Annotated in this window: 18 protein-coding genes; 6 read left to right on the top strand and 12 right to left on the bottom strand. The window is 48.7% G+C overall.

Features of this window, described 5'->3' with window-relative positions; translation table 11 throughout:
* Window positions 1–218: 218 nt before the first annotated feature.
* The 7 genes from HMPREF3201_RS04920 to HMPREF3201_RS04890 form a co-directional block, all read right to left on the bottom strand.
* On the bottom strand, window positions 219–1,973 hold the full coding sequence (locus tag HMPREF3201_RS04920) for a dynamin family protein (RefSeq protein WP_062412016.1): 1,755 nt from the start codon (window positions 1,971–1,973) through the stop codon (window positions 219–221).
* Entirely contained in the window at window positions 1,963–3,969 is a 2,007-nt protein-coding gene (locus HMPREF3201_RS04915) for a dynamin family protein (RefSeq protein ID WP_062412015.1), read from the bottom strand. The genes HMPREF3201_RS04920 and HMPREF3201_RS04915 overlap by 11 nt, the downstream gene beginning before the upstream one ends.
* 9 nt (window positions 3,970–3,978) lie before the next feature.
* Complete coding sequence (locus HMPREF3201_RS04910) at window positions 3,979–4,602, bottom strand: hypothetical protein (RefSeq protein WP_062412014.1); 624 nt, start codon at window positions 4,600–4,602, stop codon at window positions 3,979–3,981.
* Window positions 4,603–5,614: 1,012 nt separating this feature from the next.
* A complete protein-coding gene (locus HMPREF3201_RS04905; protein WP_172980548.1) occupies window positions 5,615–7,414 on the bottom strand; it encodes a DNA/RNA helicase domain-containing protein in 1,800 nt (599 codons plus the stop codon).
* Between the two features lie 273 nt (window positions 7,415–7,687).
* A complete protein-coding gene (locus HMPREF3201_RS11605) occupies window positions 7,688–11,482 on the bottom strand; it encodes an ESPR-type extended signal peptide-containing protein (RefSeq protein ID WP_062412012.1) in 3,795 nt (1,264 codons plus the stop codon).
* A 114-nt stretch (window positions 11,483–11,596) separates the two neighbouring features.
* Window positions 11,597–12,658 carry a hypothetical protein gene (locus HMPREF3201_RS04895; RefSeq protein ID WP_062412011.1) on the bottom strand — a complete coding sequence of 354 codons (1,062 nt, stop codon included), beginning with the start codon at window positions 12,656–12,658 and terminating at the stop codon, window positions 11,597–11,599.
* A gap of 478 nt (window positions 12,659–13,136) precedes the next feature.
* Window positions 13,137–13,430: a YciI family protein gene (locus HMPREF3201_RS04890; protein ID WP_062412010.1), complete on the bottom strand. Its 294-nt coding sequence runs from the start codon at window positions 13,428–13,430 to the stop codon at window positions 13,137–13,139.
* Window positions 13,431–13,738: 308 nt separating this feature from the next.
* Here HMPREF3201_RS04890 and HMPREF3201_RS04885 point away from each other — a divergent pair, with 308 nt between their 5' ends.
* Window positions 13,739–14,503: a hypothetical protein gene (locus HMPREF3201_RS04885; RefSeq protein WP_062412009.1), complete on the top strand. Its 765-nt coding sequence runs from the start codon at window positions 13,739–13,741 to the stop codon at window positions 14,501–14,503.
* Window positions 14,504–14,512: 9 nt separating this feature from the next.
* Window positions 14,513–15,367, top strand: a complete 855-nt coding sequence (locus HMPREF3201_RS04880; RefSeq protein ID WP_062412008.1) for a LemA family protein — start codon at window positions 14,513–14,515, stop codon at window positions 15,365–15,367.
* A 110-nt stretch (window positions 15,368–15,477) separates the two neighbouring features.
* Here the strand turns inward: HMPREF3201_RS04880 and HMPREF3201_RS04875 are convergent, their stop codons facing one another.
* Window positions 15,478–15,834: a PTS glucitol/sorbitol transporter subunit IIA gene (locus tag HMPREF3201_RS04875; protein WP_062412007.1), complete on the bottom strand. Its 357-nt coding sequence runs from the start codon at window positions 15,832–15,834 to the stop codon at window positions 15,478–15,480.
* A 247-nt stretch (window positions 15,835–16,081) separates the two neighbouring features.
* Here HMPREF3201_RS04875 and HMPREF3201_RS04870 point away from each other — a divergent pair, with 247 nt between their 5' ends.
* Entirely contained in the window at window positions 16,082–17,446 is a 1,365-nt protein-coding gene (locus HMPREF3201_RS04870) for a PhoH family protein (RefSeq protein WP_062412006.1), read from the top strand.
* A 13-nt stretch (window positions 17,447–17,459) separates the two neighbouring features.
* Here HMPREF3201_RS04870 and HMPREF3201_RS04865 read toward each other — a convergent pair whose 3' ends face one another.
* Window positions 17,460–18,299 (bottom strand): TIGR00730 family Rossman fold protein, encoded by an 840-nt coding sequence (locus HMPREF3201_RS04865; protein ID WP_227166866.1) that lies wholly within the window; start codon window positions 18,297–18,299, stop codon window positions 17,460–17,462.
* Between the two features lie 215 nt (window positions 18,300–18,514).
* Here HMPREF3201_RS04865 and HMPREF3201_RS04860 point away from each other — a divergent pair, with 215 nt between their 5' ends.
* Window positions 18,515–19,507 carry a site-specific integrase gene (locus HMPREF3201_RS04860; protein WP_227163155.1) on the top strand — a complete coding sequence of 331 codons (993 nt, stop codon included), beginning with the start codon at window positions 18,515–18,517 and terminating at the stop codon, window positions 19,505–19,507.
* Between the two features lie 3 nt (window positions 19,508–19,510).
* Here HMPREF3201_RS04860 and HMPREF3201_RS04855 read toward each other — a convergent pair whose 3' ends face one another.
* Window positions 19,511–19,843: a LysM peptidoglycan-binding domain-containing protein gene (locus HMPREF3201_RS04855; protein ID WP_062412003.1), complete on the bottom strand. Its 333-nt coding sequence runs from the start codon at window positions 19,841–19,843 to the stop codon at window positions 19,511–19,513.
* Window positions 19,844–20,032: 189 nt separating this feature from the next.
* Between HMPREF3201_RS04855 and lexA the strand changes: the two genes are divergently transcribed.
* A complete protein-coding gene (lexA, locus tag HMPREF3201_RS04850; protein WP_062412002.1) occupies window positions 20,033–20,650 on the top strand; it encodes a transcriptional repressor LexA in 618 nt (205 codons plus the stop codon).
* A gap of 11 nt (window positions 20,651–20,661) precedes the next feature.
* Window positions 20,662–21,321, top strand: a complete 660-nt coding sequence (locus HMPREF3201_RS04845; RefSeq protein WP_062412001.1) for a Crp/Fnr family transcriptional regulator — start codon at window positions 20,662–20,664, stop codon at window positions 21,319–21,321.
* 64 nt (window positions 21,322–21,385) lie between these two features.
* Here HMPREF3201_RS04845 and HMPREF3201_RS04840 read toward each other — a convergent pair whose 3' ends face one another.
* Both HMPREF3201_RS04840 and HMPREF3201_RS04835 read right to left on the bottom strand, forming a co-directional pair.
* Window positions 21,386–21,616, bottom strand: a complete 231-nt coding sequence (locus HMPREF3201_RS04840; protein WP_197408262.1) for a hypothetical protein — start codon at window positions 21,614–21,616, stop codon at window positions 21,386–21,388.
* Between the two features lie 51 nt (window positions 21,617–21,667).
* On the bottom strand, window positions 21,668–22,531 hold the full coding sequence (locus HMPREF3201_RS04835; RefSeq protein WP_082709394.1) for a formate/nitrite transporter family protein: 864 nt from the start codon (window positions 22,529–22,531) through the stop codon (window positions 21,668–21,670).
* Between the last annotated feature and the right edge of the window lie 564 nt (window positions 22,532–23,095).

Genomic DNA, 23,095 nt, shown 5'->3' with positions numbered 1-23,095 from the left:
AACGTATTACCCTTATTTATATTTAGTATATCTTTTTTGACTTATCTTGTCAATTGGTCAAACTCTGACGTCGATGCATGATGGCCTTCCGCAACGACATAAAGAAATCCCTGAGATTTGCTTATCATCGCCTTTCTCAGGGATTTTATGTTTTCCATTCTACGGTGAGATATGGATCGCGAGGATCTCACGGCGGCAAAAAAAGATACTCATCGTTTTTATGTTCTATGGGGTGGGAGTTGAGCCACCGTTTCCTCATTGGCCTCTTTTAAAAATAATTGCAAGCGTTCCACCAGGTCTTTTAGCTCATCTACACGGCGGCCGTCAAAATTCTTTTCTACAAATTCCCGCTTTGCTTCTTCCCCGGTCTGAAGGCACAGTTGCTGAAGATGTTGTTCTAGGGACGGCAGCAATTCCCGCGACACCTGGCTGCGAATGCGGTCTAAGACTTCATTGGCCATCATGGTCTGATTGCTTTTTTGCTTTTTACTCCGTGCATAGCCGGACACGAGGCCCACCGCAGCTCCTGCCAGTAGTATCGGCGGCATAATAGCACCAACGGCAGAACCGATGGTTACCGACGAGGCCGCCGGCCCTAAAATGGCGGAATATACCGACAAGGCACCGCCGGCAGCTCCGGCAATCAGGACGGAATCTTTCATCGAATCCATACCGGTCTGACCGGCAAAGGCATGCTGCAGCTGGGAAATCTCTAAGTCATGTTTGATTTGATGTTCTTGGTAAAGCTGCGATAGCTCTGTATCTATCTGAGACAGCCTGCCATGCCATTCTCGATAGATATCCTGTTGTAATTGGCCTAGGAAGCCATTGATTTCCTGTTGAAGTCGGTCTTCGGCCAGCAGTTGTCCCATTTCGCGGTGGAGCACTTCTTTAGAAGTCGTATTAAAGAAACTTTGATCATTGATTCTGTTTCTTATCGTCTGTTCGGCATTTGATAAGAAATCGTGCTGTACCCACGTTTGGGCACGAGACATGATGGTTTGCAGCATGAGATTGCCATTGTATTGAATCTGCTCATCGAGTTCCAAATAAGTCCGCATCTTCATTTCAATCTGTTCCAGGGCCTGTTTGTGAAGCAGCCGGATCTGTTCTTCTAAGGCCTTGACCGAATTTATAATACTGTCCATTTGGACTTGATCGGCCTTGCGTTCAATATGCTCATCTAAATAACGGTACAAAGCCGAAAAACCGGAAGCTTCTACAGCCGCTTCATCTTGATTCATGATTCCGTCATATGCTTTTTGAGCCGACAGTGGGAAAATAGCCTGCACATAGATGCCCAACTGGTCATCCAAGTAGTCGACGAGTTCCTGGGGATCGCCATCGACTTGGTCGATGCGGTTAATAATGGCGACGATGGGTTTTCCCATACGAGATAGATGGCGCAGGTGCTCATTGACATCGGATTGCCCTAAATAGTTTCCGTTAAAGACCCATAAGACGACGTCGACGGATTGAAAATACTGTGTCGTCTTTTCTTCGTTCAAGGCGGTAATCGTTTCCAGCCCCGGCGTATCGATTAAATACATTTGTTTCAAGCCGGTCAAGTTCTTTTTGATGACGATATAGTCGATCTGACTGAAAAATTCAGGCTCCTGGCGATGTTCGGATAAGGTCTGGTAAACGGTATCGATCGACGCTGCGATCTGGGAACCGTCTTTATAATAAATGCAGCCTTCTTCTTCCGTTCCATAGGTTATCTTTAAAATACAAGCCGTCGTTTCCGTCGTATTAGTCGGAGAAATATTCCCGCCGGCAAAGGCGTTGAGCAGCGTCGACTTCCCGGCTTTGACCTCGCCCAAGATGGCCGCATGCAAAGGCTGATCTAACTTCGCATACAGTAAATCGAGCTCCTTACGAATTTCCGGAAGCCTGGTAAAATTCTTATCATGATACAAGGGTGATTGCTTTAATCGACCGCTGATTTGCGCGATATGCTGCTTAACGTCCATGGTCAGTCCTCCTGTCTGAAAATAGAATATCCTTTAACAACAAAGGCTTTATCGTGAGTTTGCTCGTTTCTTTCAGTTGTGACAGGTCTTTGATAATAGTCTCTTTCTGTTCTGATGGGCCATACAACTCGGCATAGGTATCTTCCCGTACTTTCTGAATGGATTCATCAGCCCGTTTCAGATACGCTTCATACTCTTGCGACAACTTTTGGATGGCCGTGCCGAGTTGACTGGAAAGTCGCTTTTTTACTTTTACGGACATGCTGTCGCCAAAGGTACGAGACAGCCATTTGGCCACGCTGCGCCCGATGTCGGTAACAGCAAAGCCGGCAAAGATCAAGCCGACAGGTCCCAATAAGGCCGCCGCCCCAATGGCCAAGGCTCCGCCTAAACAAAACTGCGCCGTTCCCTCATCGCTTAAGTCGCCCGATAAAGCCGCGTTGTCCACGGCATTTCTCGTAGAAGCCGAGGCCTTCAGCTGCCGCTCTTTCAACAAGGGAAATTCTCGGAAGGGAGCCAGGGACATATGACGAGCAGCCACCGTTGAAAGCTGACTGCAATGGTGTTGGACTAAGGCTTCCAACGTTTTTTCAATCTGACTGGGGCGAATGATGGTGGCCATGATATAGTGATTGCGAAGTTCGCTGTCCATATCCCAAAGACGGTCTTCCACTTTGCCCGTTTCCTGTAACACGCGCTCCGATTCCCGCTGCTCAAAGTTCTTTAAATCTTGTTGTAGGCGCTTCAGTACATCCGATTTGTCCTTTTCCCAATTTTTAATTTTATTCAGCCGTTCGTCGTCCATTTTCTTCAAGACGTCAATCGCTGTCATCGATGCTGCGCGTACGTTGGCATACAATTCCTGGCAATTTCGCGTCTTGCTTTGTACCTGTAGCTGCAAAGAATTGGCCAGGAAGGTCCGATTCAACAAGTCAAAGAGAGCCTTTAAATTACTCTGTTCCAAAAGCTTTTGTCCGCGATCGTATTCTTCTTGACTTACATTAGGCTGCTTTAAAATCGCTTCCGCTTCGCGGGCTTCTTTCGCGGAAATGGGAATGATATCGGGAATCATGCTGCCATATAGTTTTTGAGCCTCTCTTACGACTTCGTCGACGTCTTTGCCGGCTTGGCGAATGAGGTCGATGCGATTGACGACGGCGACGAGATTATTGGGCTGCTTTTCATACTTAGCATAAAGCTGCTTTAGTTCATTATAGTCACCGGAGCTGTTGATCTTATCGCCGGGCAAAATCCAAATGACGCCGTCGGCCTTCGAGAAATATTCGTTGGCACTGGCATAGACCATATCGTCCAGCTCCTGCCGCAATCCCGGCGTATCGACGAGGCGGTAATGCTCTAAAATAGGACTATCCGTTACCGGCCAGGAGGCTTCGATGACGGCCGACTTATACAGTTCGTACTTTTTCAATTCCTGCTGCTTTTCTTCCAATTCTTTGGGAGGTGCCCCACTGGCGGCAAAGTCCTTTAATTTTTTTGAAATAGCCTTACTCGACTCTTTGCATTTCTTTTCTTCGGTCGCTAAAAATTCCTGTGCCTCTTCATACTTCAATTCCTTTTTCGTCCCATCGCGAAAGGTAAGGGTACAGGTCGTCCCTTGGCGCTCCTGGAAAATATCGATCTTCCACGTTTTAGGGACAATGCCTTCAGCGGCCTGCTGTTGCCCCAGTAAGGCGTTAATCAGGGTAGACTTTCCGTTTTTGCCATTGCCCATGATGAACAGGGTAAAGGGATAGGTCAAATCCTCGGCTAACTGCTCTACAGCCGTACAATCCTCTTGTATCCGCCCGATATAATCATGGAGTTTGGCCGTCTTTTTATGATTGCAAAAATCGGCAACGGCATTCATATGGCGTTTGATATTTTCTAGCGGAGCCGTCATTTGCTGGGATAAGTATTCCTGTATCTGGCGGTTATACTCCGCTTCAATCTGCGCATAAAGGGATTGGACAGCGACCACGGTATTTTTCGTAATCATAAGGCTCTCCTATAAAAAAAGTCCCCGGACCATATAAAGTAAGATGCCGATCACGATCAACAGCGTGAAGAACATCATATAGGACAATTTATCGATCTTCTTTTGTAAGTATTCAGTCTGGCTGATCAGATTCGACTGCAGGGTCTCTTTCGTTTCCTTCATTTGTTTCTGCATGTCTTGAAAATTCTGGCTTCTCGAAAGGGCCCGTTTGTTTTCTATGTTCTTTTGATCCATCTGCATCCGTTCGACATCGTCTAATCGCTGTTTCAACGCCGTACTGGACTGACTTTGCGTTCGTTCCAGCTGCTCAATTTGTCTCAGCATCGTTCGGTTGCGGTCGTCAATTTTATTTAATAGCTGATTTTGTTTCTCTAACCAAGTATCGAGCCAAGCGTCGACGTGTTGATTGAAGTTTTGCAGGGACTGTTGACTATGATTCGAGACGCTTTCATACATGCTCTTGGCTTTTTGAATGTCCGTTACCAACTGTCCCGATTCCGCCTTCAGAGATTTTAAGGTCCCATTGAGCTCGTTGACAGATACTAAGGCCGAATGCCGCACGACATCGTCGGTTACCTCTTTCGTCACTTGGGAGATCGTTTTAATAAACTCCGCCTCTAATTCATTCGCCATAAAAATCACCCTTTATCTTATATTTATATGCCCTTTTTCCAAGGATATGCTGGAATAGCTGCATATATCGCTTGCTTTTCTTATGAATAATTTGTGAAAAAATAAACAATTTACTATGTTATAACTTCTACATTATCGTCACATAGTCCTGCTGCATCACTGATTTTCCTTATAAAAATATATTGCCCGTCTTCTGTTTTGAACCAACCGTTGAACTTTTTTATGAGGCGCCTTCTATGTTTAAGGCGTTTTTTAGTCGTTGTTCCCCCGCCAAGCGTATGGTATAATATAGATAGCATAAGGATAAGGCGTCAGACTCAGGATCCGACGCCCATCCCACCTGTTAAGCTACTCACTTCTTACGAAGCTTTCGCCAAACAAGCTTAGCAAGCAATACTAATAACGCCCAGAGGACATTAGTTAGCAAGCCAGCTAAAATGCTTTCTAGCATGAAGCACAATAAGACATCTAGGTGATAGACGATAGCCGTTTAAGAAGCGTCATGCTAACAGGACACAGGAATTGGAACATTGGAATCGGTATAATCTAAAATGCGATTAAGATAAGAAAGGACTCCGGGGAGCGGCTACTCCCCATCATCACCCAATCTTATCCTCCTAGTTGACTAGCCCAGGATTCGTGCCAGCGCCACTGCTGTGATAGCCAGTAACACTATAAACACGAAGAAATCGTATTTAGTCATACCTCTCACCTCCTTTCCTGGTAAGAGAAGAGAACCAGCGCCCACTGGTTCTCTTTTTTCTTTGAAGAACGAGTTTTTCAATGTTATCCTAGTAAACATTGAACCGGCTCTCTCCTATCGTCGAACGTAATAACTACGGTCGTCGATATTTTTTTGTTTTGCGATAAAAAAAGAAGAGCCGCCGAAGCGACTCTTCTGTAGACTAAGTTTATGTAGTTATTCGCTATCCATCGATAGCTTCTTTTTCTGGCAGCCCTGCTTGACATAGACAGGTGCATGCTGAGGCTTAACCCTTCTTGTTGGAGCGTGTCAGTGCAATTCTTCGATCCCTACTTCTTTGAGAATTTCATATACCGGCATGAGATTGGCTTGAGGCGGTACATAAATTAAGACGCCATCGCGACCTCGCGTTAGGAATACGCGATAGGTATTGATTCGGTAGCGATAATCCGGTGTACCTGGTATATATTTTTCCTCTTTGTAGCCAGAATATGTTTTCTTATAAGGGACCCAAGCTCCGTCTTCCCAGCGCAAATCATCTACCCAACCGATGATCGGTAGGTCTAGCTCAAGGCCTTCCACGTCAAATTCCGACCGAGCTTTTTTCATTTTGCAACAAGATTTTTCGCTCGACGGTGGATCATTAAACCATTTAGCCACATCGTTATCCTCTTTTTTATCCTTAAAATTCTTGTAATTTTGGGAATTCTTGGGATTTTTGGACGAGGTGATACAGCCGTAGCGTTTATCGTCACGCCCTTCATACAACTTCTGACAGTAATTTTTAATGGCTTGGAAATTTTGGCTAACGTACATTCGGAAATGCTTTTCTTTTATCTGTTGGTAAAGGGCTTTTGCCCCTTCGATATCATTATCCAGCAAGGTATTGACGAAATGGCTTACTTGTTCAGCGCCTTGAGAGCGGATGGAAACGTCGAGATGCAAGCTCGGTTCAATGGTCACTGTCTTGGCCTTACAAGCGGCAAAGGCCTCCTGGTATTTGGGTGAGCAGGCTACATTCCAATTCGGCGGCACAGCTTTTACCCAGGCCTCGATTCCCCCATCTTCTCCCTCATAGATTTCCTGTCCTTCGCCAATGAGGGCGATTAAAACGCCCCAATCCGGTTCGGACAAAATATCGATAATCTGTTGATTTTCCGAAAAGTCCCCTCGATTTCTTGATTTCATTCGTTCTTTAGACCACATGCGCTGTGCTTCATCGAATACGAGTAGTTTCGTAGCCTTTAATTGGCCTTGACGATGGGAATTGATCAAAGACGGTGCCGTCATCAAGAATGACGGGTATTTTAGTTGCCCTTTTAACACCTTAAGAAGGGGGGCATTCCCCGACACATAGGTTGCATTGTCTTCTTGATAGGTACTGTCGAGTTTGCGCATTTCGTAGATATACTGTACCCCTAATAGCGTTTTTCCGGCACCGGGAACGCCACTAATGACGCATAGCCAATGTTCTTTCTTGGCCTTTGCCGTAGCGGTCAAGTTTTTTAGAAAGGTTGAGGCCACGGGGATTTTAGGGCTTCTTGCCGTTTTTAAGTGAGGGAGTTCATTCTGTTCAAACATCTCGACCATGATCCGCAAGGAGTTTTTATCCGGCTCATAGAGGGATTTTTGCCAGGCATCAATATCTAAGGGGCGGCTAGGTGGCTTGATTCTTTCTTGCAACAACTTTTTCAAAGCCCTTTCAGAGACGAAGTGTAAGGAACCGTCCATCCGTTCTTCCTCAGCCGCTAACTTAGTCAAGACGAGGCAGGTAATGACTTCCTTGTCTCGCGAGGCTACATGGCAGGTACTCATAAATCGGCCATACATGTCGGCTTGGGCAATATCGGCCTCTGGCGCATACTCTTTATGTTTAAACTCCAGGACAAACACTTGATCACTGCTTACGAGGATGACGTCTGGCCGGCAGGCATTTTCCGCATGCAATATATATTCGAAGACAAGATAAAAATCCGGATACGGAAAATCGCTTAAGACGCGTTGAAGGACGTCAAAGCAATCGTCCCAGGCAAAGAGCTGCTCATGATGAAAGTCTCGATTGGGAAAGTCCCTTCCATATTGTTCATGAGCGGCTTTCATCGTTTCCATCCATTCCGATTTATGGAGTCCTTTGAAAGTCTCGATCGGATACGTACAAAAAGAAAGCATTGACTACACCTACCGTTTCGTTGTCATGGTGTATAGAATAAGCCTTTCGGCTTACGCCACCACTAATTATATGAAATTAAAACATCTATTCTATGCGTTTATTATATCACAAAAATAACAAAGATACTCCCTTTGCCGACTGCCGGAAATTCCGGTATTTATCGGGTTCAAAGGGAGTATCTTTATATTACGATGTTACAAAAGTTTTAGAAGCTATTTCCGTTTTGCCACGCGTACGCGTTCAATGGTCGGCTTGCCGTCTTTATCGGTACGGACGGTGTCGACGGTGAACCGTTCTAATTCAGGAGCAAATTCGGTGAGGATCTTGTCCGATAAGGTCGCACCGTTTAACATGGCCCGGTACAGCATGGCGGCGAATTCGTAGCGCGTCATGGGACGGTTGCCGTCAAAGGTGCCGTCGGGGTAGCCTTGAATCATGCCGTTGCCGGCCAAGGTTGCCACGTATTCATAAGCCCAGTGATTCTGCGGGACGTCCGGGAAGAGCTGGAGCTTAGACGTATCGATCTTGCGGCCGGCATTGGCATCGAGCATGGCCGACTTCATGGCTTCTAATTCGTGGCGAAGGTCCTTAATTTCCTTGGCCATGGCCAAACGGGACGTCGATACGCCGTTACTTTGACCGAATTTGAAGGAGACGCCGGCGTTGACCATGTTGTTGCCGTTGCCGACGGTTCCGCCGACGCTGAACAAGGTGTCTTCATTAGGACGGTAGAAGGCGCCGATGGCGACCGAGTTTTCCCCACGGTAATTGCCGTAACCGGCGGCGAAATCCCACTTGTCGTCGGGATCAAAATCGAGGGGATGAAGGGCGGCCAAGGCGGCGGCACCAGCACCGACTTTATCGACGCGGTTGTCCAGTTGGTTGACCTTGTTGCCCAAATTCGTAATGGCCAGGCTGTTATTGCTAACTTGCTGCTGGACGCCCTTGAGCTGGCTGACATTGACGGCGTCCGTATCGGCTTCACCGGCTTTGACATTGGTGATTTTCTGGTCGTTGGCATTGATGCCGTCCGTTGTGATATACGTATTTTCACCGACAGCAATGCTTTGAGACGCCGTGATGCTGCCGTCATTGGCGTTGATGTGAATCGTGTTGGTTCCGTCGTCACCGGTCAAGGTAATGTCGTTGGCCAGGGATACGTTATAATCTGCTTCCTTGTCGTCCGTGGCTTCCGTTTTTTCTACCTTAATGCCGTTACCGGCCGACACGGTGCGATGTTTTCCGGCCTCCGTCGCGGCGTTATCGACGGCCTTATCCAAGGCTTCAATCGCTTCGGTGATATTCATATCGTTATTGACGACATTGCCCTTACCGGTTTCATTATGGAAATACTGACCGTCACCGACGATCTCATCGAATTTCTTTTTCGAGGCCACGTCTTCAATGACGACATCGGAATATGTTGCATTCCCATCTTCATCAGGAGCCCCTTTTACTTTTAAGGTTACTTCGCCTTTATCGTCGACGACATAATTACCGCCATCGGGATTGGCCACGAGATGCTGGTCGCGAAGCTGTTGGTCTGCTTTCATATCGCCCATAGCGGCTTTAAGCTGTTCTTCCGTAGCGGCCCGACCCACCGTAGCAAAATTCTCAACATCGAGCGTCTTGTTGGTTAGGCCCGTAATTTGGCCTTTCGTACCGTCAATCGTAATCTTGCTTCCTTCCGTAGAACCGATGGTGACAATGTCTTTCAAGGCGATATGATAATCGGTGATATTCGTCGTGTCATTCGTCGTAGACGTTAAGGCGAAATTATCATCGACACTGACGCTGGCATTTTCCGCATTAACCGTATACTGTTTCGTGCCATCTGCATCCGTCCCTGAAACCACGGATGCAATGTTGGTCCCGGCGGCCACACTGCCGCCAGCGTTGGTAATTTGTTCCATTAAGTCGTTGGCTAAGTAGTAAATCTGACTGCCGTTGACGGCGTCTGTGGATTTTGCACTAATACGGCCCTTGGAAACATTGATGATGCGTCGTTGATCATCGGCATTGCCGACGGAAACGACGCCATTGTAGCTGTCGGCAGCCGAGATATTCCACTTTTCGTTATAGAAATCGCCAAGTCTTTGCTTAAAATTCTTTAATTTCTTACGAGTCATTAAATTACCTTTTTTGACTTTACTATAACTCCCTAAAGCTACGCTGTATTCGGTATCAGCCTCTACACTAGTCCATGCCCCAATCGCCGTTGTATAGTCATATTTTGCACTGGCCTTAGAGCCAACGACAGTCGCACCGTAAACATTATCCGGTACCGATGACTCATATCCGCCGATAAAAGAATAATTAGATTCTTTACCAATGGTAGACTTGGCCCCGATGACCGTAGCGCCTTCACTCCCGACCACAGCCCCATGGCCTAAGGCCGTTGCATAGGTGGTTCCATCGGTAATGGAAGATTCACCGCCTAAGGCTATACTATACGATCCGTTTGCGTTTGCTTTATAACCGATAGCCAAAGTCTCTTTCGCATTATCTGTGACAGAAGCTTCGCTCCCTATGGCAGTACTATAGGTACCGTTCACGTTTGCTTTATACCCGAGGGCTATTGCTTGTTCAACCTCTTCCGTATCATCGGTAACTTGTGACTGATAGCCTATCGCTATATTGTTAAAGCCCTTAATCTTTGAGGTTGCCCCCAATGCTACCGAACCATCAGACTCTTTCGCTAACACCGCCTTGGCCCCAATCGCGATACTCTCATCGGATGCCTCATTTATTGTAGTCGCATAGCCAATCGCAATACTATCATCGGACTCGGTCGCAATATGAGATGTACTGCCAATGGCCACGGTATTCTGGGCCGATTCTTCGATTATTGATTTAGAGCCAAGGGCTACTGAATTATTGGATGTTTTTTCTATGGTTGTATAATCCCCTAAGGCAATGGCATGCCAACTTTTAACTACTGATCCATAACCTATCGCTGCACTATAGGAGGTTTTATCCGTAACTTCTGAGAAGGAACCGATAGCCATACTATGTGAAGAATCGCTGCCAACTCTCGCTTTTACGCCCCCAATAGCAATAGCGTGATCCGATATAGCTCCAATCGTAACATTTTTACCGATTGCAATACCTTCATCAGCTTCATCATCAATTTTAGTGGAACCTGAACCTATTGCGATAGAATCTTCGGATTTATCTCCAATTTCAACTCCAGGCCCAATAACGATGCCTCTTCCAGAGCCATCACTGTCATTGCCCATCTTAGCCCACGGACCGATTACAATACTAGCCGGAGACTTATTACTAGCCTCAGATCCAATAACGATTGAATAGTTACTGCCTGGCGGTGTTTGAATTTGTTCGGCTTCTTCTAAGGACGGCCCATTTTTTGCCATATACCCAATAATAACCGACTCATTGGTGTTAAAACCAAGTTCCATGCCATTCCCGATTGCTACGGAGTCTGCTATATATGAAGCTACCTTGTTATCATTACCAATTAAAATCGTGCTATTGATTTCTTCCGCCGATGTATTTCTACTCCCCAGAATTAGTGATTTACTATAGCCCCAATACCCAAGGGGTTCATTGGTAAATACTTTATTGTCATTACCAATAATCCATGAGGATTGTAATGATGAAATCGTATTTCCATCACCGATGACGTAGTTACTTCCGGTATCTATACCTAATTCATTTTTATCACCGATAATATCATTATCAGCAGTATGGACTTCATTACCGTCACCGACAACGGTATTATTCTTCGCTCCACCACCCATGGTATTTTCCGTGTCGATATGAGCCGTAAAGTTTCCGTTGGAGTCCGTCGCCGTCGTCCAAGATCCGTTGGTGGCGGCTTCTGCTATGCCGCCGGCACCGGCTGTCAGGGCCAAGACGGCAAGAATGGCTGCCATTTTTTTGGTGACTTGGCCTCCCGACTGTTTGCTGCTGCTTCGGACCAATTCGGACACGACGACGTATCGATGTTTCACCTTACTCCAAATAACCTTATAAATCCGATTCATCATAAAACACTCCTCTCTCAGGATTATCGTACGCTGTGATTTTTAGCCTTCTTTCTTTTTACAACTGATTCTTTACTTGTCTACTGTCTGTCTTTTTCTTCCCGTCAGCAGGGGTTATAATTTGTCCTGTAATTCAAGAACCTTTCCGTCGGCAAAGGTCATCTTGTGAATGGTGAATTCCAGGGTATAGTTGTTGAGGCCATCGGTATAGACCTTCTTTTCTTTATCGATGAAGGGGTTCAGGGAGTCTTCGCTTTCGCTTTCAAAGGTCCAGATCTTATCCGTTGTATAGTCGGCGGCGGTGTAATTTTTATCGATATTATTGATTTGAACCGGCAGGGTGACCGCCGTCTTTCCGTCCTTATCCTTGACGTTCAGGTAGCCCATGACACTGCTGACCTTTTTGTCTGGTGTCGGCAGGGTATAACCGATCTGGAAGCGGATATAATGCGACGGGAAGAAGGAATTTTGACTGACAATGCTACCGGCGATCCGATTGGATACGTCGAAGGCGGCGTCCATTTCTTTTTGGACCGGGGCGTTGATTTCAGCGAGTTTTTCCTGTTCCGCTTTTTCTTGTTCCTGCATGAACTCAATTAAGTTGGTGACTTCGACGACTTGCCATTCGCCGTTGTCGATGGCTCGCATCTTGATTTTCAGGTCAAATTCTTTGTCGACTTTCGTATCGCGCAGGCTGAGGGTCACGATGGCGATGTTGCCGTCAATCTGAGTGCCTTTGACGCCGGCATACTCGAGGTTTGGCGCATCGAGCTTTTGGCTGACATCTTGAATCGAAGCCTGGCTCTTGCCGTCACTTTGAGCAGGCTTTTCAAAATTACCCGTTTCAACGTATTTCTCGGTCTCAGTGATCATGGTCTGAATGATGTTTTCTTTGAGCGCCGCGACGATTCCGGCCACAAACCCATTAGACGCATCTTCACCTAAGCTTTCCTGCATGAGGTCATCGAAGCCGCGACTGTACAGGGACTTCAAGTCGACATGGCGCTTAAAAGTCGGCAAATCGTGTTTTTCAATGGACTTTTGGACAAGACCCAAGGAATAGGCCGGCGTCTTGATCCAGTACAGGAAATAAAATAACAAGGCTCCGATGAGAATTACTAAGACGGCGGAAAGTCCGATGAGGACCTTACGATTCTTTTGCACTGAAAATGACATGATGACATCCTTCCCTTCTATCCGCCCGTATACATGCAATCGACAAAGTGACATAGAGCCACTATATTTTATGTTATTTGTGTAAATTGATAATAGATGGCGTCGTTTTATCGGTTTTGCCTTACATCGTGCTGTCCGATAATGGCGTACTTGTGGTATTTGTGAATAAGAGGCGGATTTTCACGCAATGCTTCTTTTTAGTATAACATATTAATTGTCCTATAACTGTCATAATTTACAGTTTTCATAATATTTTAATGACATATTTTGATATAGACAGCCTCGATCCATGCCTCACCGTCATGAAGTACGTCATCATAGATCGCTGACCGAATGATCCCCCGCCATTCTCATACGCCGCTAAAGCCCCGCTTTCTGAGGAATCAGGCACGCAAAAAAGCCCTGCTTACTCATTCAGACGATGAGCAAACAGGGCTGTTACGGCATAATCTGTAATTACGGAAGGCAACGGAAGATGTTACACTTCCGGTGTTATCGTCGCTGCCATGGAAACTTGGAACTCGTGGATTTCGTAGCTGGCCATGTCGTCTTTCGAATAGACATCTTCCGATAAGACGGCATCGAGTTCTTCTCGTGAAGGCAGGTTCGCCAAGAAGAGTCCCGAATCGGGAATGTCGACGTAAGGCCCGCCGAGGACAAAATGGCCTTGGTTGAAATGCCGGATGAACCAATCGGCGTGCTTTTGATACAAGGCTTCTGCCTGGTCTACAGGAATCTTGGCTACATTGATATGTTCGTGAACGATAAACATGGTATATTCCTCCTTTAAAGGTAATGCGCTGCTATGGGGTTCTTCATAGTATATCGAATGGGGTTCGAGTAAGGCAAGACATTTTGTGCCAAAGTTAATAGTTTTCGTTCCCTGACGAAAGCAGGATTTTTATAAGGCTTGTCGAATTTGTAACATATGGATTCTTTTTTTAATCTGAAAGATTATTCTCGCTAAGCAACAATGAACGGCGTAAGAACAAATGTTTTGCCAACACTTTTATGATATTGTCGAACGATTGTTCTTGTAGAGGTCATGAAATGAAGGGATTCGGTAAAGGAGGCGTTTTAATGAATTGGAAGAAAGTGCTTTGCAGCGGCCTTTTTACAGGCCTACTAACGGCGACGGCCATGACTGGTTTTGCCCTCGATTTGACCAAGGAAGCGGACATGATCAGCCGCAATCCGTCCAATGTCTACACGATGTATCTCGGCATGTCCGATCAGGAATTTAAGAAGAATTTTTCCGGCGTCACGGGTTGGAATTATAATAACTCGACGCAGACTAAGATGTGGAAACTGCCGAGCATCTTAGAAGGCTACGACAACGGGCAAATCGGCATTGTCCATACGTACGGCCGTTCGGAAAAGCACGATACGGTTCCTTACGTCATGAAGCGTGAAGCCCTGACAGCCGATTTCAAAAAAGGCCGCCCTTTGGGAAGTTATTCGGTGATCCTTAAGATGACCGTCAAATCGAACGACGTAAAAAAATTGAAACCCGATGACACAGCAGCCATCTTGAAGGAAGGCCTGGATGATTTTAAGTTGGCCGCTGACAATATGACCAAAACCTTAGGCAAGGGGCCGACGGGATCGCAATATTTAGACGGCCAAGTCAACGGCAGCGAATTTGCCAAGACCATCATCTACTCCTGGTCTACGGGCGATCGTTCGGGCTATAGCCTCTCTATTTCGTACAAACTCCCTCAGCCGATTGACCGCAGCCGCCCGCGCCCCGTCGATTACTCGGAGCATCCTGAGTTTGACCCGGAAGACGTCGTCATTACCGAACTTCTCATGCAGCATCATGACTGGAATATAGAAGACAAATAGGAGGTTTTTATGTTCGATATCTTAAAGACCATCGGCGAAGTCCTCATCGCCCTCTTCATCATCCGCTACTTGATTCAACGCTACAATACCCTCGGCCGCATTCGCGAGCCCGTCCGTCGGGCTTTAGCCGATATTTCCACTTACAAGGCCCAGCGGGAAGCGACCCTGCATCACCTGTACATCATTGCCGAGCAGTTCAGCCAGCGGGAAAGCAACACCCTCACCCAGGCAAGCCTGGCCAATATGTCCCGGCAAAGCGCCAGTTTCCAGGCCTTGGCCGCGGCCTATCCCGAGCTGAAATCGAATCAGACCTACCTGTCCCTCATGGACGGCGTCGAGGCCTTGGAGGCCCGGATTCAGACCAGCCGCCAGGAGTATAACCAAGCCGTCAGTAATTATCAGACCCTGAGAAGCCAGATTCCCTACTGCTTCCTGGCTCCCCTCTTTGGCTTTAAACCTGCCGAATACAATCAAAAAGAAACGGATATCGACGTCAGTCCCGCTGTGATTGAAATGCCTCCGGCAGAGCCTGCCCCCAAACCGATTGAAGCACCGGTTACCCCGATGAAGGAGGTTTCACCGGCACCGATCTATCATTGCCCGAAGTGCCAGTCCGAAATCCATCAATTAAAGGGGAAATTCGGCCCTTATTGGCGCTGCGAAAACGTAAAGTGCAAGGCCGACTTTACCGACGACGACGGAAAACCGGTCATCCGCCGCTGCCCGGACTGCGGCACCGGCTACCTTCATAAGCGGACCCTGGCCCGAAAAGACTATTGGACCTGCAGCAACTATCCTCAGTGTAAGGCCAAATATCCGGTCGATACGGAAATCCTCACCGAAACAGCCTCGATGGAGGACTGACGGAAAAAAGGATACCCTTCTATACATAAAATCGTCCCTATGACAGAGAACGCCACTGTCATGGGGACGATTTTATGATATTACGCGTCTTTTTTTGTCATCACCGGCGATTATTGAAAGGTGATCGTGTCACCGACCATAATGCGGGGTACTTTTTCGCCTTCCAAGGCGATTTGGCCGGGCATTTCGGCTTTCTGTCCGATTCCGAATATGAGGGTGCAATGGCCGTGTTCTTTTAAGGTCTGATTGGCTTCGGCACCGACGTCATTGACTCGATAGGCTTCTTCGGCAATAACCAGCGTGTCGCCGGCTTCAATGGGCTGCGTCAGTGTCCCCTTGGTATGGGACACAACCATGTTTTCATAGGCATAGGGAACGTCGTTATTGAAAAGAATAAGACTGTTACGGACTTTCATAAAGGTCAAGACCGATTCCCCGATGGAGGTGATTTTAGCTTCGTATTTCATGATGGCTCCTTTCTGTGACTTCTAGACTATAGCAGATATTCTCAGCCTTCGCAAGATAGTGGTCACAAGGCGAACAGCCCTCCATCGCCAGGATATAAGCCCTTCGGCGCAGGCAATACAGCCTGCTGCCTGTAAATAAAAAATCAAGAAATTTTAAAATGTTTTACGTGGAATTTTTCCATTGCTTTACATGTTCTATATGTTCCTTTGGTATGCTGTAAAAAATAGACTAAAAGGTGGGATTTTTATGGCAAAGACTTATGTTCTCGATACGAACGTCCTGATTCAGGCTCCGTATGCTATGCAGTGTTTTGAAGATAATCATGTCGTCATTCCCCTGGTTGTCGTGGAAGAATTAGATGGATTAAAAAAAGCGGATGGTGAACGCGGGTTTAATGCCCGGCAAGCCATCCGCTTTTTGGAACGTTTAAGGCTCCGCGGCAACTTATTGGACGGCGTGGAGCTTGAGAACGGCGGCATGGTACGTATCGAGATTAACTGCGTCCACGAGGCGCTGCCGGAATCGCTGCCTGACGATCAGGCCGATAACCGAATTCTCAAAGTCTGCTGCCACCTGCAAAGCTGCCAGCCCATTTTGGTCACCAAAGACCTGGTGCTGCGGCTTAAAGCCCAGGTGCTGAACATTGAAGCCCAGGATTTCAGTACGGAACAGGTACTGCCGGAAAAGAACGGCTATACCGGCCGTCAGACCTGCTACGTCCCGGAAAGCGACTTCGATGCCTTTTTAGAAGAAGGGATCGATGCCAGCCGTCTCTACCAAATCGACGGCGACGCCCAGCGTTACGACGTGACGGTACAGGAAAATGAATTCATCATCTTACAGGCCGACGCGTCCCTTCGCAAAACCCATTTAGGACGGGTTCACAAGGGCCGGGTCATTCCCCTGACCTACAGCCGCGTTTCCCCTTACGGCATCAAGCCGCGAAATGCCGGCCAGTACTTTATGCAGGAAGCCTTGATGCAGTCGGCCGAAGAAGCGCCGCTGGTCATCATCAAAGGCCAGGCCGGTACGGCTAAGACCTTCTACTCTTTGGCTGTGGGCCTCGAGAAAATCATCAACCACCCGACAGGCGAATACCGGCGTATCCTCATCTGCCGGCCCAACGCCCAGTTCGACTCGGATATCGGCTTTTTACCCGGTGACGAACAGGAAAAGATTTCGCCCCTCATGCGGCCGATCATCGATAACTTAGAACAACTCATCGACAGCAACGAAGCCGAACGCTACGATAATGAACGCGAACTGGCCGAAAAGATCGAAGAAATCTTCGACCGCCACGTCATCCAGACCGAAGCCTTGAACTTCATCCGCGGCCGTTCCCTGGAAAAGACGTATCTCATCATCGACGAAGCGCAGAACATGACGCCCAATCAGGTCAAGGGCATCATCACCCGCGCCGGCAAGGGCACGAAGATTATCCTCGTTGGCGACCCCAACCAGATCGACCGGCCCTTCCTCGATGAACGGACCAACGGCCTTACCTATGCCGCCGGCAAGATGAAGGGCAGCCCCTTATGCTATCAGCTGACCATGCGGGCTGACGAATGCGAACGATCGCCGCTGGCTTTAGATGCCGTTCAGCGCTTATAATCCTTGTTAACGCTTACGGTTTCAGATACTGCTTGGAGATCGCCGGATTCCACGAGCAGCAGCCACCCGTTTCCTTTTCAAAGCGCCAACGCTGGCGGACGTCGGGATACTTTTCATGATCCACTTCGCTGAGAAACATCTCTAAGGGACGGATGAAGTCGCGGTATTCGCCGTATAAGGTCTTATAGACGACATACGTTTCCTTCGTTGCGGCATCGTCGGCAAGGCCGATGATACGGTATCGCTTCTGCTTAAAGTGACGCCACGTTTCGCCCGGCTTTGGCAGGTCCCGGCCGGCCACAAAGGCACTGAGGGCAGCAAAAGACGGTAAAAAGGCGGCCTCTTTGACCCACTTGGCATCGACAAAGCCCTGATCGCGCATCGCTTCCAAGAATTGTTTCATAGGCTGGTAATAGCCGTTGAAGTCGAGGAAGGCAAAGCGCCCTTTGAGGTGACCGAGCTTTACTTCACTCATGACCTGGCTGATTTCTTCCAAGGTTCCAAATCCTCCGGGAAAAGCCAGGAAGATGTCGCCCAATTCCATCATCTTAGCCTTGCGCGAGGCCATGTCCGGCGTGACGATGAGCTCAGTCAGGCCCTCTTGCTGCAGCGCCGTATCGATAAATTCCTGAGGCTCTACGCCGATGACGGAGCCGCCCTTTTGGAGGGCTCCCGAAGACAGGGCCCCCATGAGCCCCGTCCGGCTGCCGCCGTAAATCAAGGTGTGGCCGTGGTCGGCAATCCAAGCACCCAAGACCGAGGCGTAAGTTTCATAACTGGGATCCTTTCCCCGGCTGGCGCCGAGATAGACCGTAATATTCATCGTATGTCCCTTCTTTCCGCTGTATGTCATGGCTCTTCCGTCCATTGTATGCTACAATAATACTATCTATTATAGCATATGTGAGGAGTATTCCGCTGTATAAAGGTCTGGAAAAGCCAAGCCTTCAAAAGCTTTTTCTATCGAGGTATACGTAAAAAGGCGTATTCACAAGAATATTCTTGCGAAACGCCTTTTTCTTATCTATGCGAATATGCAAATATGCGAAAATGAAAGGAGCCGATCCCTTGCCAAAAGAAACCGACGCGCCTAATTTTTTTATCGGCCGCAGCGACACCATTGCCAACAACGACAAATTATCTCATAAATCCCGCCAAAGCCTGTATACGGCCCGGGCGGCCAATACTGTCGACGCCTATCGCTCGGACTGGAACGACTTCTGCGATTGGTGCAGCTACCACGACTTGTCGTCTTTTCCGGCAGAACCGGAAACGATCGTCAACTACATCAACGACCTGGCCGACAATGCCAAGGCCAATACCATCGCCCGGCGCATCAGCGCCCTGACGGAAAACTTTGACGCCGCCGGGGTCAAGGACAATCCCTGCCGCTTTCCCATCGTCCGCAACGCCCTGCGCGGTATCAAGCGCATGAAGGGGACGATTCAACACGGCAAGGCGCCGGTCCTCTTCGACGATATCAAAGAAATGCTGACCTTCCTCGAAGGAAAAGACATTCAGCAGATCCGAGACCGGGCCATCTTATTGGTCGGCTTTTACGGGGCCCTGCGCCGGTCGGAATTGGCCGGCATCGACGTCGAAGACTTGAAATTCACCCGCCTGGGCCTTTTAATCACCCTTCGTAAATCGAAGACCGACCAGTTCGACCAAGGTCAGATGATCGCCATCCCCATGGTAAAGGATACCAATCTCTGCGCCGTCACAGCCTTAAAGAACTGGCTCGATATGAGCGGCATTACGACGGGGCCCGTCTTCCGCGGGCTGACCAAAGGCCACCACATCCGCAAGACGCGCATCTCCGATAAGGCCATTGCCCTCATCGTCAAGCACTACGCCGAACTGATGGGCATGAATCCCGATGACTACGGGGCCCACAGCCTGCGCCACGGCTTTGCCACTTCCGCCGCCCAGCACCATGTCGAAGAGCGGCAGATCATGCGTCAGACCCGTCATAAGTCCCAGGCCATCGTCCGCCGCTATATCGACGAAGCCGACCGCCTCGTCGACAGTCCGATTTTTAAGATAACAGAAGATAAATAAGCCTTAAGGGACCAGCTGTGCAGCTAGGACTTGCCGTACATGACCGGCCTTACTGGCTGCCACCGGTAGGCGCAGGACTTGGCCAGGCTGGATAGCCCGATCGCCGGTCAGGTTATTTTCATCGAGGATAGACTGGATGACCTGACGGACGTCCGTATCTTCATCGACGACGACCGATGCCAACTGCCACACGGTCTGTCCCGGTTCGACGCGAACGGAAACGTATTCCTGTGACGGCTGATAGCTCCAGCCGATTTGGGTGCACATAAAGATAGCCAGGCCAATCAAGGCGACATATTTAAGTAACGGGCCTCTCCCTTTTCGTCTTCTTCTCATGGTTATCACTCCTAAGTAAAAACGAACGTTCTAAGAACAAGTGTTCGTCGACATCCTTATTATAGCTTCGAACAGTTGTTCTTGTCAAGGTGATTTGAACAAATGTTTGATTTTTTTAGGTATTTTCGGTATAATGTGACTAGCTATACTGGAATGATTGTAACTTGCCAGAGACTGGAGTGACTATATATGATTATGAATGATAAAATGCTGACGACCCGTCAAAAACAGATCTTAGAATACATCCGCACCTGTGTCCACCAATTTGGGTATCCCCCGTCGGTACGGGAAATCTGTAAAGAAGTCGGACTGAGCTCGACGTCGACGGTCCACGGCTACCTCCATCGTCTGGAAGATTTGGGCTATATCCGCCGCGACCCGGCCAAGAACCGGACCATCGAACTCCTCGACGAAGGTTCCTGGCGTTCCAAGAAAATCGTCCCCCTCCCCCTCGTCGGCCAAGTCCGCGCCGGGGCCCCCATCTTTGCCGAAGAATGCGTCGAAGACGTCTATCCCTTCCCGGCTGATTTCATCGGCAATGACGACTGCTTCATGCTCATCGTCCAAGGGGACAGCATGAAAAATGCCGGCATCCTCGAAGGCGACCAGCTCATCGTTCGCCATCAGGACACGGCAGAAAACGGCGAAATCGTCGTCGCCCTCATCGATGACGAAGCGACGGTAAAGCGATATTTCCGCGAAAAGGACGCCATTCGACTCCAGCCGGAAAATGATGAATACGAACCGATTTATACGCGTAACTGCAAGATTCTCGGCAAAGTCGTCGGCCTCTATCGTCAATATTAGGAGGGATCGTTATGGTTGATGTTGCCACGGCAGCGGCTAACAGTGCGCTTTTTGACGGCATCCGACCTGAAGAGCGGTCGGCTATGCTCACCTGCCTCGGCGCTCAGACGAAGACCGTGCGAAAAGGAGAATTTTTGGTCTTGGCTCAAGACGAAGTCCGTTATATCGGTGTCGTCTTAAGCGGTGAAGTCCACATGATTCACGAAGACCGCTGGGGAGACAAAGCGGTACTGGCCGTCATCAAAGAAGGCGGCCTCTTTGGCGAGACCTTCGTCTGCGGCACGATCCTGCAGTCCCTGGTCACCTTCCAAGCCGTCAAAACGACGACCTTTTTGACCTTACAATTTCAAAAAGTCCTCCACGTCTGTACCCAGGCCTGTCCCTTCCATCATCGGCTCATTGAAAACATGCTGCACCTCATTGCCACCAAGAACGCCCAACTCATGGAAAAGCTGGAAATCGTCTCTAAGAAGACCCTGCGGAAAAAGCTGCTCACGTTCTTTTCCTTCCAATCGGAAAAGGCCGGCAGTCCTACCTTTACCATCCCCGTGACGCGAAGCCAGCTGGCAGACTACCTCTGTGCCGACCGAACGGCCGTGGCTCGGGAAATGTCGCGCATGAAAGAAGAAGGCCTCATCGAACTAAATCAGCAGACCGTGACCTTGCTCTAAAAGACAACACGGAGTGCTGCCAAGTTATTGGCGCACTCCGTGTTTTTTTATACCTGATATGCTTTTACTTCTTCAAAACGAGGCCGTCGTGAAAGGCTTTGCCGACGACCGGTCCGATGAGATGGTAGGTCTTGGTACTGCAGTCGTATAGGATGGGTTGGAGCTTGTCGTAGTCGACGAGGCCGTCGGTAAGGACGGAATCATCGGCTATTTTCTTTATTATAGCAGAAACTCGGAAAAGCGTGATATACGATACGATATGACCCAAAAAAGTCAGACCCGGTCGCCACAGCAAAAAGGCTGCACGAACCGGGTCTATGTCTATATGGCTTTTACGACCTTGCCCTTAGTGTGTCGTCGACGGACTTGCCGATGACGGGACCGGTGCGACCGTACGTTTTGGTACGCCGGTCTTATGGGATGGACTGATGCTGGTCGTCGATTGAGCCTGTTTTTTGGCGGCTGCAATGCCATAGGGAATGGCCAGGAAGACGACGGCGCCGACGAGATTGCCTAAGGTGACCCACAAGAGGTTGTAGCCAAATCCAGCGAGGCTGACGGCCATGCCGGCCGGATTGAGAAGTCCCAAGGTCAAAACGGTCATATTGGCCACGCTGTGTTCAAAGCCGCAGGTAAAGAAGGCGTAGAGACACCAGAAGGTCATGATCAGTTTGCCGCTGTCGGACTTGCAGCGAAAACCGCACCAGACGGCCAGACAAACGAGGACGTTGCAGAGGATGCCGCGCAGGAAGAGGACTAAAGGCGGCAAACTCATCTTGGTGGCAGCCGCCGTCGCTAAGGCCTGTCCGACACCACCGGCGGTCCCGGCAGCTCCGTAAAAAAGGAAGGATAAGATGACGGCGCCGACGAGGTTTCCGACGTAGCAAACGACCCACAGGTGAAGGACGTCGGTCAAAGAAACGGTCTTACTGCGCCAACCGCTGAAAAGGACGAAGGCGTTTCCGGTAAACAATTCGGCCCCGGCCATAATGACCAGACTGAGGGCGACGCCAAAGGACAGGCCCATGGCGATTTTATTCATCGGAATCGGGCCCAAGGTGCCGCTGACCGTAAAGGCCAAGAGGACGCCAAAACCGATATAGGCGCCAGCTAGCGCTGACAAGAGAAAATATCCTAAGGGATTATTTTTTAACAAACCTACCTTAGCGGCCGCACCGGCTGCCGAAGCTGCATATTCTTCATCATACATGATACCTCGCCTCCTACTTCAAACCTAAATCCCGTCCCAATACGACGGTTTCCAGACCTCCGCGTCAGGGGCTACGTCGACGTCCTTCAGATCTGGCGCAGGAATTTCTCCGTTCCTGTCCGATCGATGATATGGTCGATGTGTTCCTTGCCGCCTGGTGCTTTAAAGTCCATCTATGTTTGGGCGTAGGCGTAGACATGGTTGATGATGTTTTACGACGCTGTCGGCGTCAGCCCATTTGATAACGTCGATGCCTATGGGGGATGCTTCTTGCCGCTGTAAGCGGAGCGGCTCTGGTCCATCTTCCGAGCTTCGACGGAAAGCTGTTTACACGACTTGACGCAGGCACCGCAGCGGATGCCGCGCGTCGGGTCGAACAGAAATGCTTTTTACACCTTGTGATAACAAATCGCTTTTTGCTTGTTTTTATGATACCACAAATGCGTCCTCCAAACTATGGCCATGGCAATATATGATAAAAAAAATGACATTTTATATATACTAATAAATCATGACTATTATTTTGTTGTTCCGAAATCAAAACCACCAGTTTAACTGGTGGTT

The organism is Megasphaera sp. MJR8396C (assembly GCF_001546855.1).
Taxonomy (GTDB): Bacteria; Bacillota; Negativicutes; order Veillonellales; family Megasphaeraceae; genus Megasphaera.
Note: the sequence above shows the minus strand (reverse complement) of the source record. Positions and strands in the feature narration are given on the sequence as shown.

Excerpts from the sequence above, each read along its gene's own strand:
- HMPREF3201_RS04920 (WP_062412016.1), bottom strand. The coding sequence starts at position 1,973 with ATGGACGTTAAGCAGCATATCGCGCAAATCAGCGGTCGATTAAAGCAA.
- HMPREF3201_RS04915 (WP_062412015.1), bottom strand. The coding sequence starts at position 3,969 with ATGATTACGAAAAATACCGTGGTCGCTGTCCAATCCCTTTATGCGCAG.
- HMPREF3201_RS04910 (WP_062412014.1), bottom strand. The coding sequence starts at position 4,602 with ATGGCGAATGAATTAGAGGCGGAGTTTATTAAAACGATCTCCCAAGTG.
- HMPREF3201_RS04905 (WP_172980548.1), bottom strand. The coding sequence starts at position 7,414 with ATGGAAACGATGAAAGCCGCTCATGAACAATATGGAAGGGACTTTCCC.
- HMPREF3201_RS11605 (WP_062412012.1), bottom strand. The coding sequence starts at position 11,482 with ATGAATCGGATTTATAAGGTTATTTGGAGTAAGGTGAAACATCGATAC.
- HMPREF3201_RS04895 (WP_062412011.1), bottom strand. The coding sequence starts at position 12,658 with ATGTCATTTTCAGTGCAAAAGAATCGTAAGGTCCTCATCGGACTTTCC.
- HMPREF3201_RS04890 (WP_062412010.1), bottom strand. The coding sequence starts at position 13,430 with ATGTTTATCGTTCACGAACATATCAATGTAGCCAAGATTCCTGTAGAC.
- HMPREF3201_RS04885 (WP_062412009.1), top strand. The coding sequence starts at position 13,739 with ATGAATTGGAAGAAAGTGCTTTGCAGCGGCCTTTTTACAGGCCTACTA.
- HMPREF3201_RS04880 (WP_062412008.1), top strand. The coding sequence starts at position 14,513 with ATGTTCGATATCTTAAAGACCATCGGCGAAGTCCTCATCGCCCTCTTC.
- HMPREF3201_RS04875 (WP_062412007.1), bottom strand. The coding sequence starts at position 15,834 with ATGAAATACGAAGCTAAAATCACCTCCATCGGGGAATCGGTCTTGACC.
- HMPREF3201_RS04870 (WP_062412006.1), top strand. The coding sequence starts at position 16,082 with ATGGCAAAGACTTATGTTCTCGATACGAACGTCCTGATTCAGGCTCCG.
- HMPREF3201_RS04865 (WP_227166866.1), bottom strand. The coding sequence starts at position 18,299 with ATGACATACAGCGGAAAGAAGGGACATACGATGAATATTACGGTCTAT.
- HMPREF3201_RS04855 (WP_062412003.1), bottom strand. The coding sequence starts at position 19,843 with ATGAGAAGAAGACGAAAAGGGAGAGGCCCGTTACTTAAATATGTCGCC.
- lexA (WP_062412002.1), top strand. The coding sequence starts at position 20,033 with ATGATTATGAATGATAAAATGCTGACGACCCGTCAAAAACAGATCTTA.
- HMPREF3201_RS04845 (WP_062412001.1), top strand. The coding sequence starts at position 20,662 with ATGGTTGATGTTGCCACGGCAGCGGCTAACAGTGCGCTTTTTGACGGC.
- HMPREF3201_RS04835 (WP_082709394.1), bottom strand. The coding sequence starts at position 22,531 with ATGTATGATGAAGAATATGCAGCTTCGGCAGCCGGTGCGGCCGCTAAG.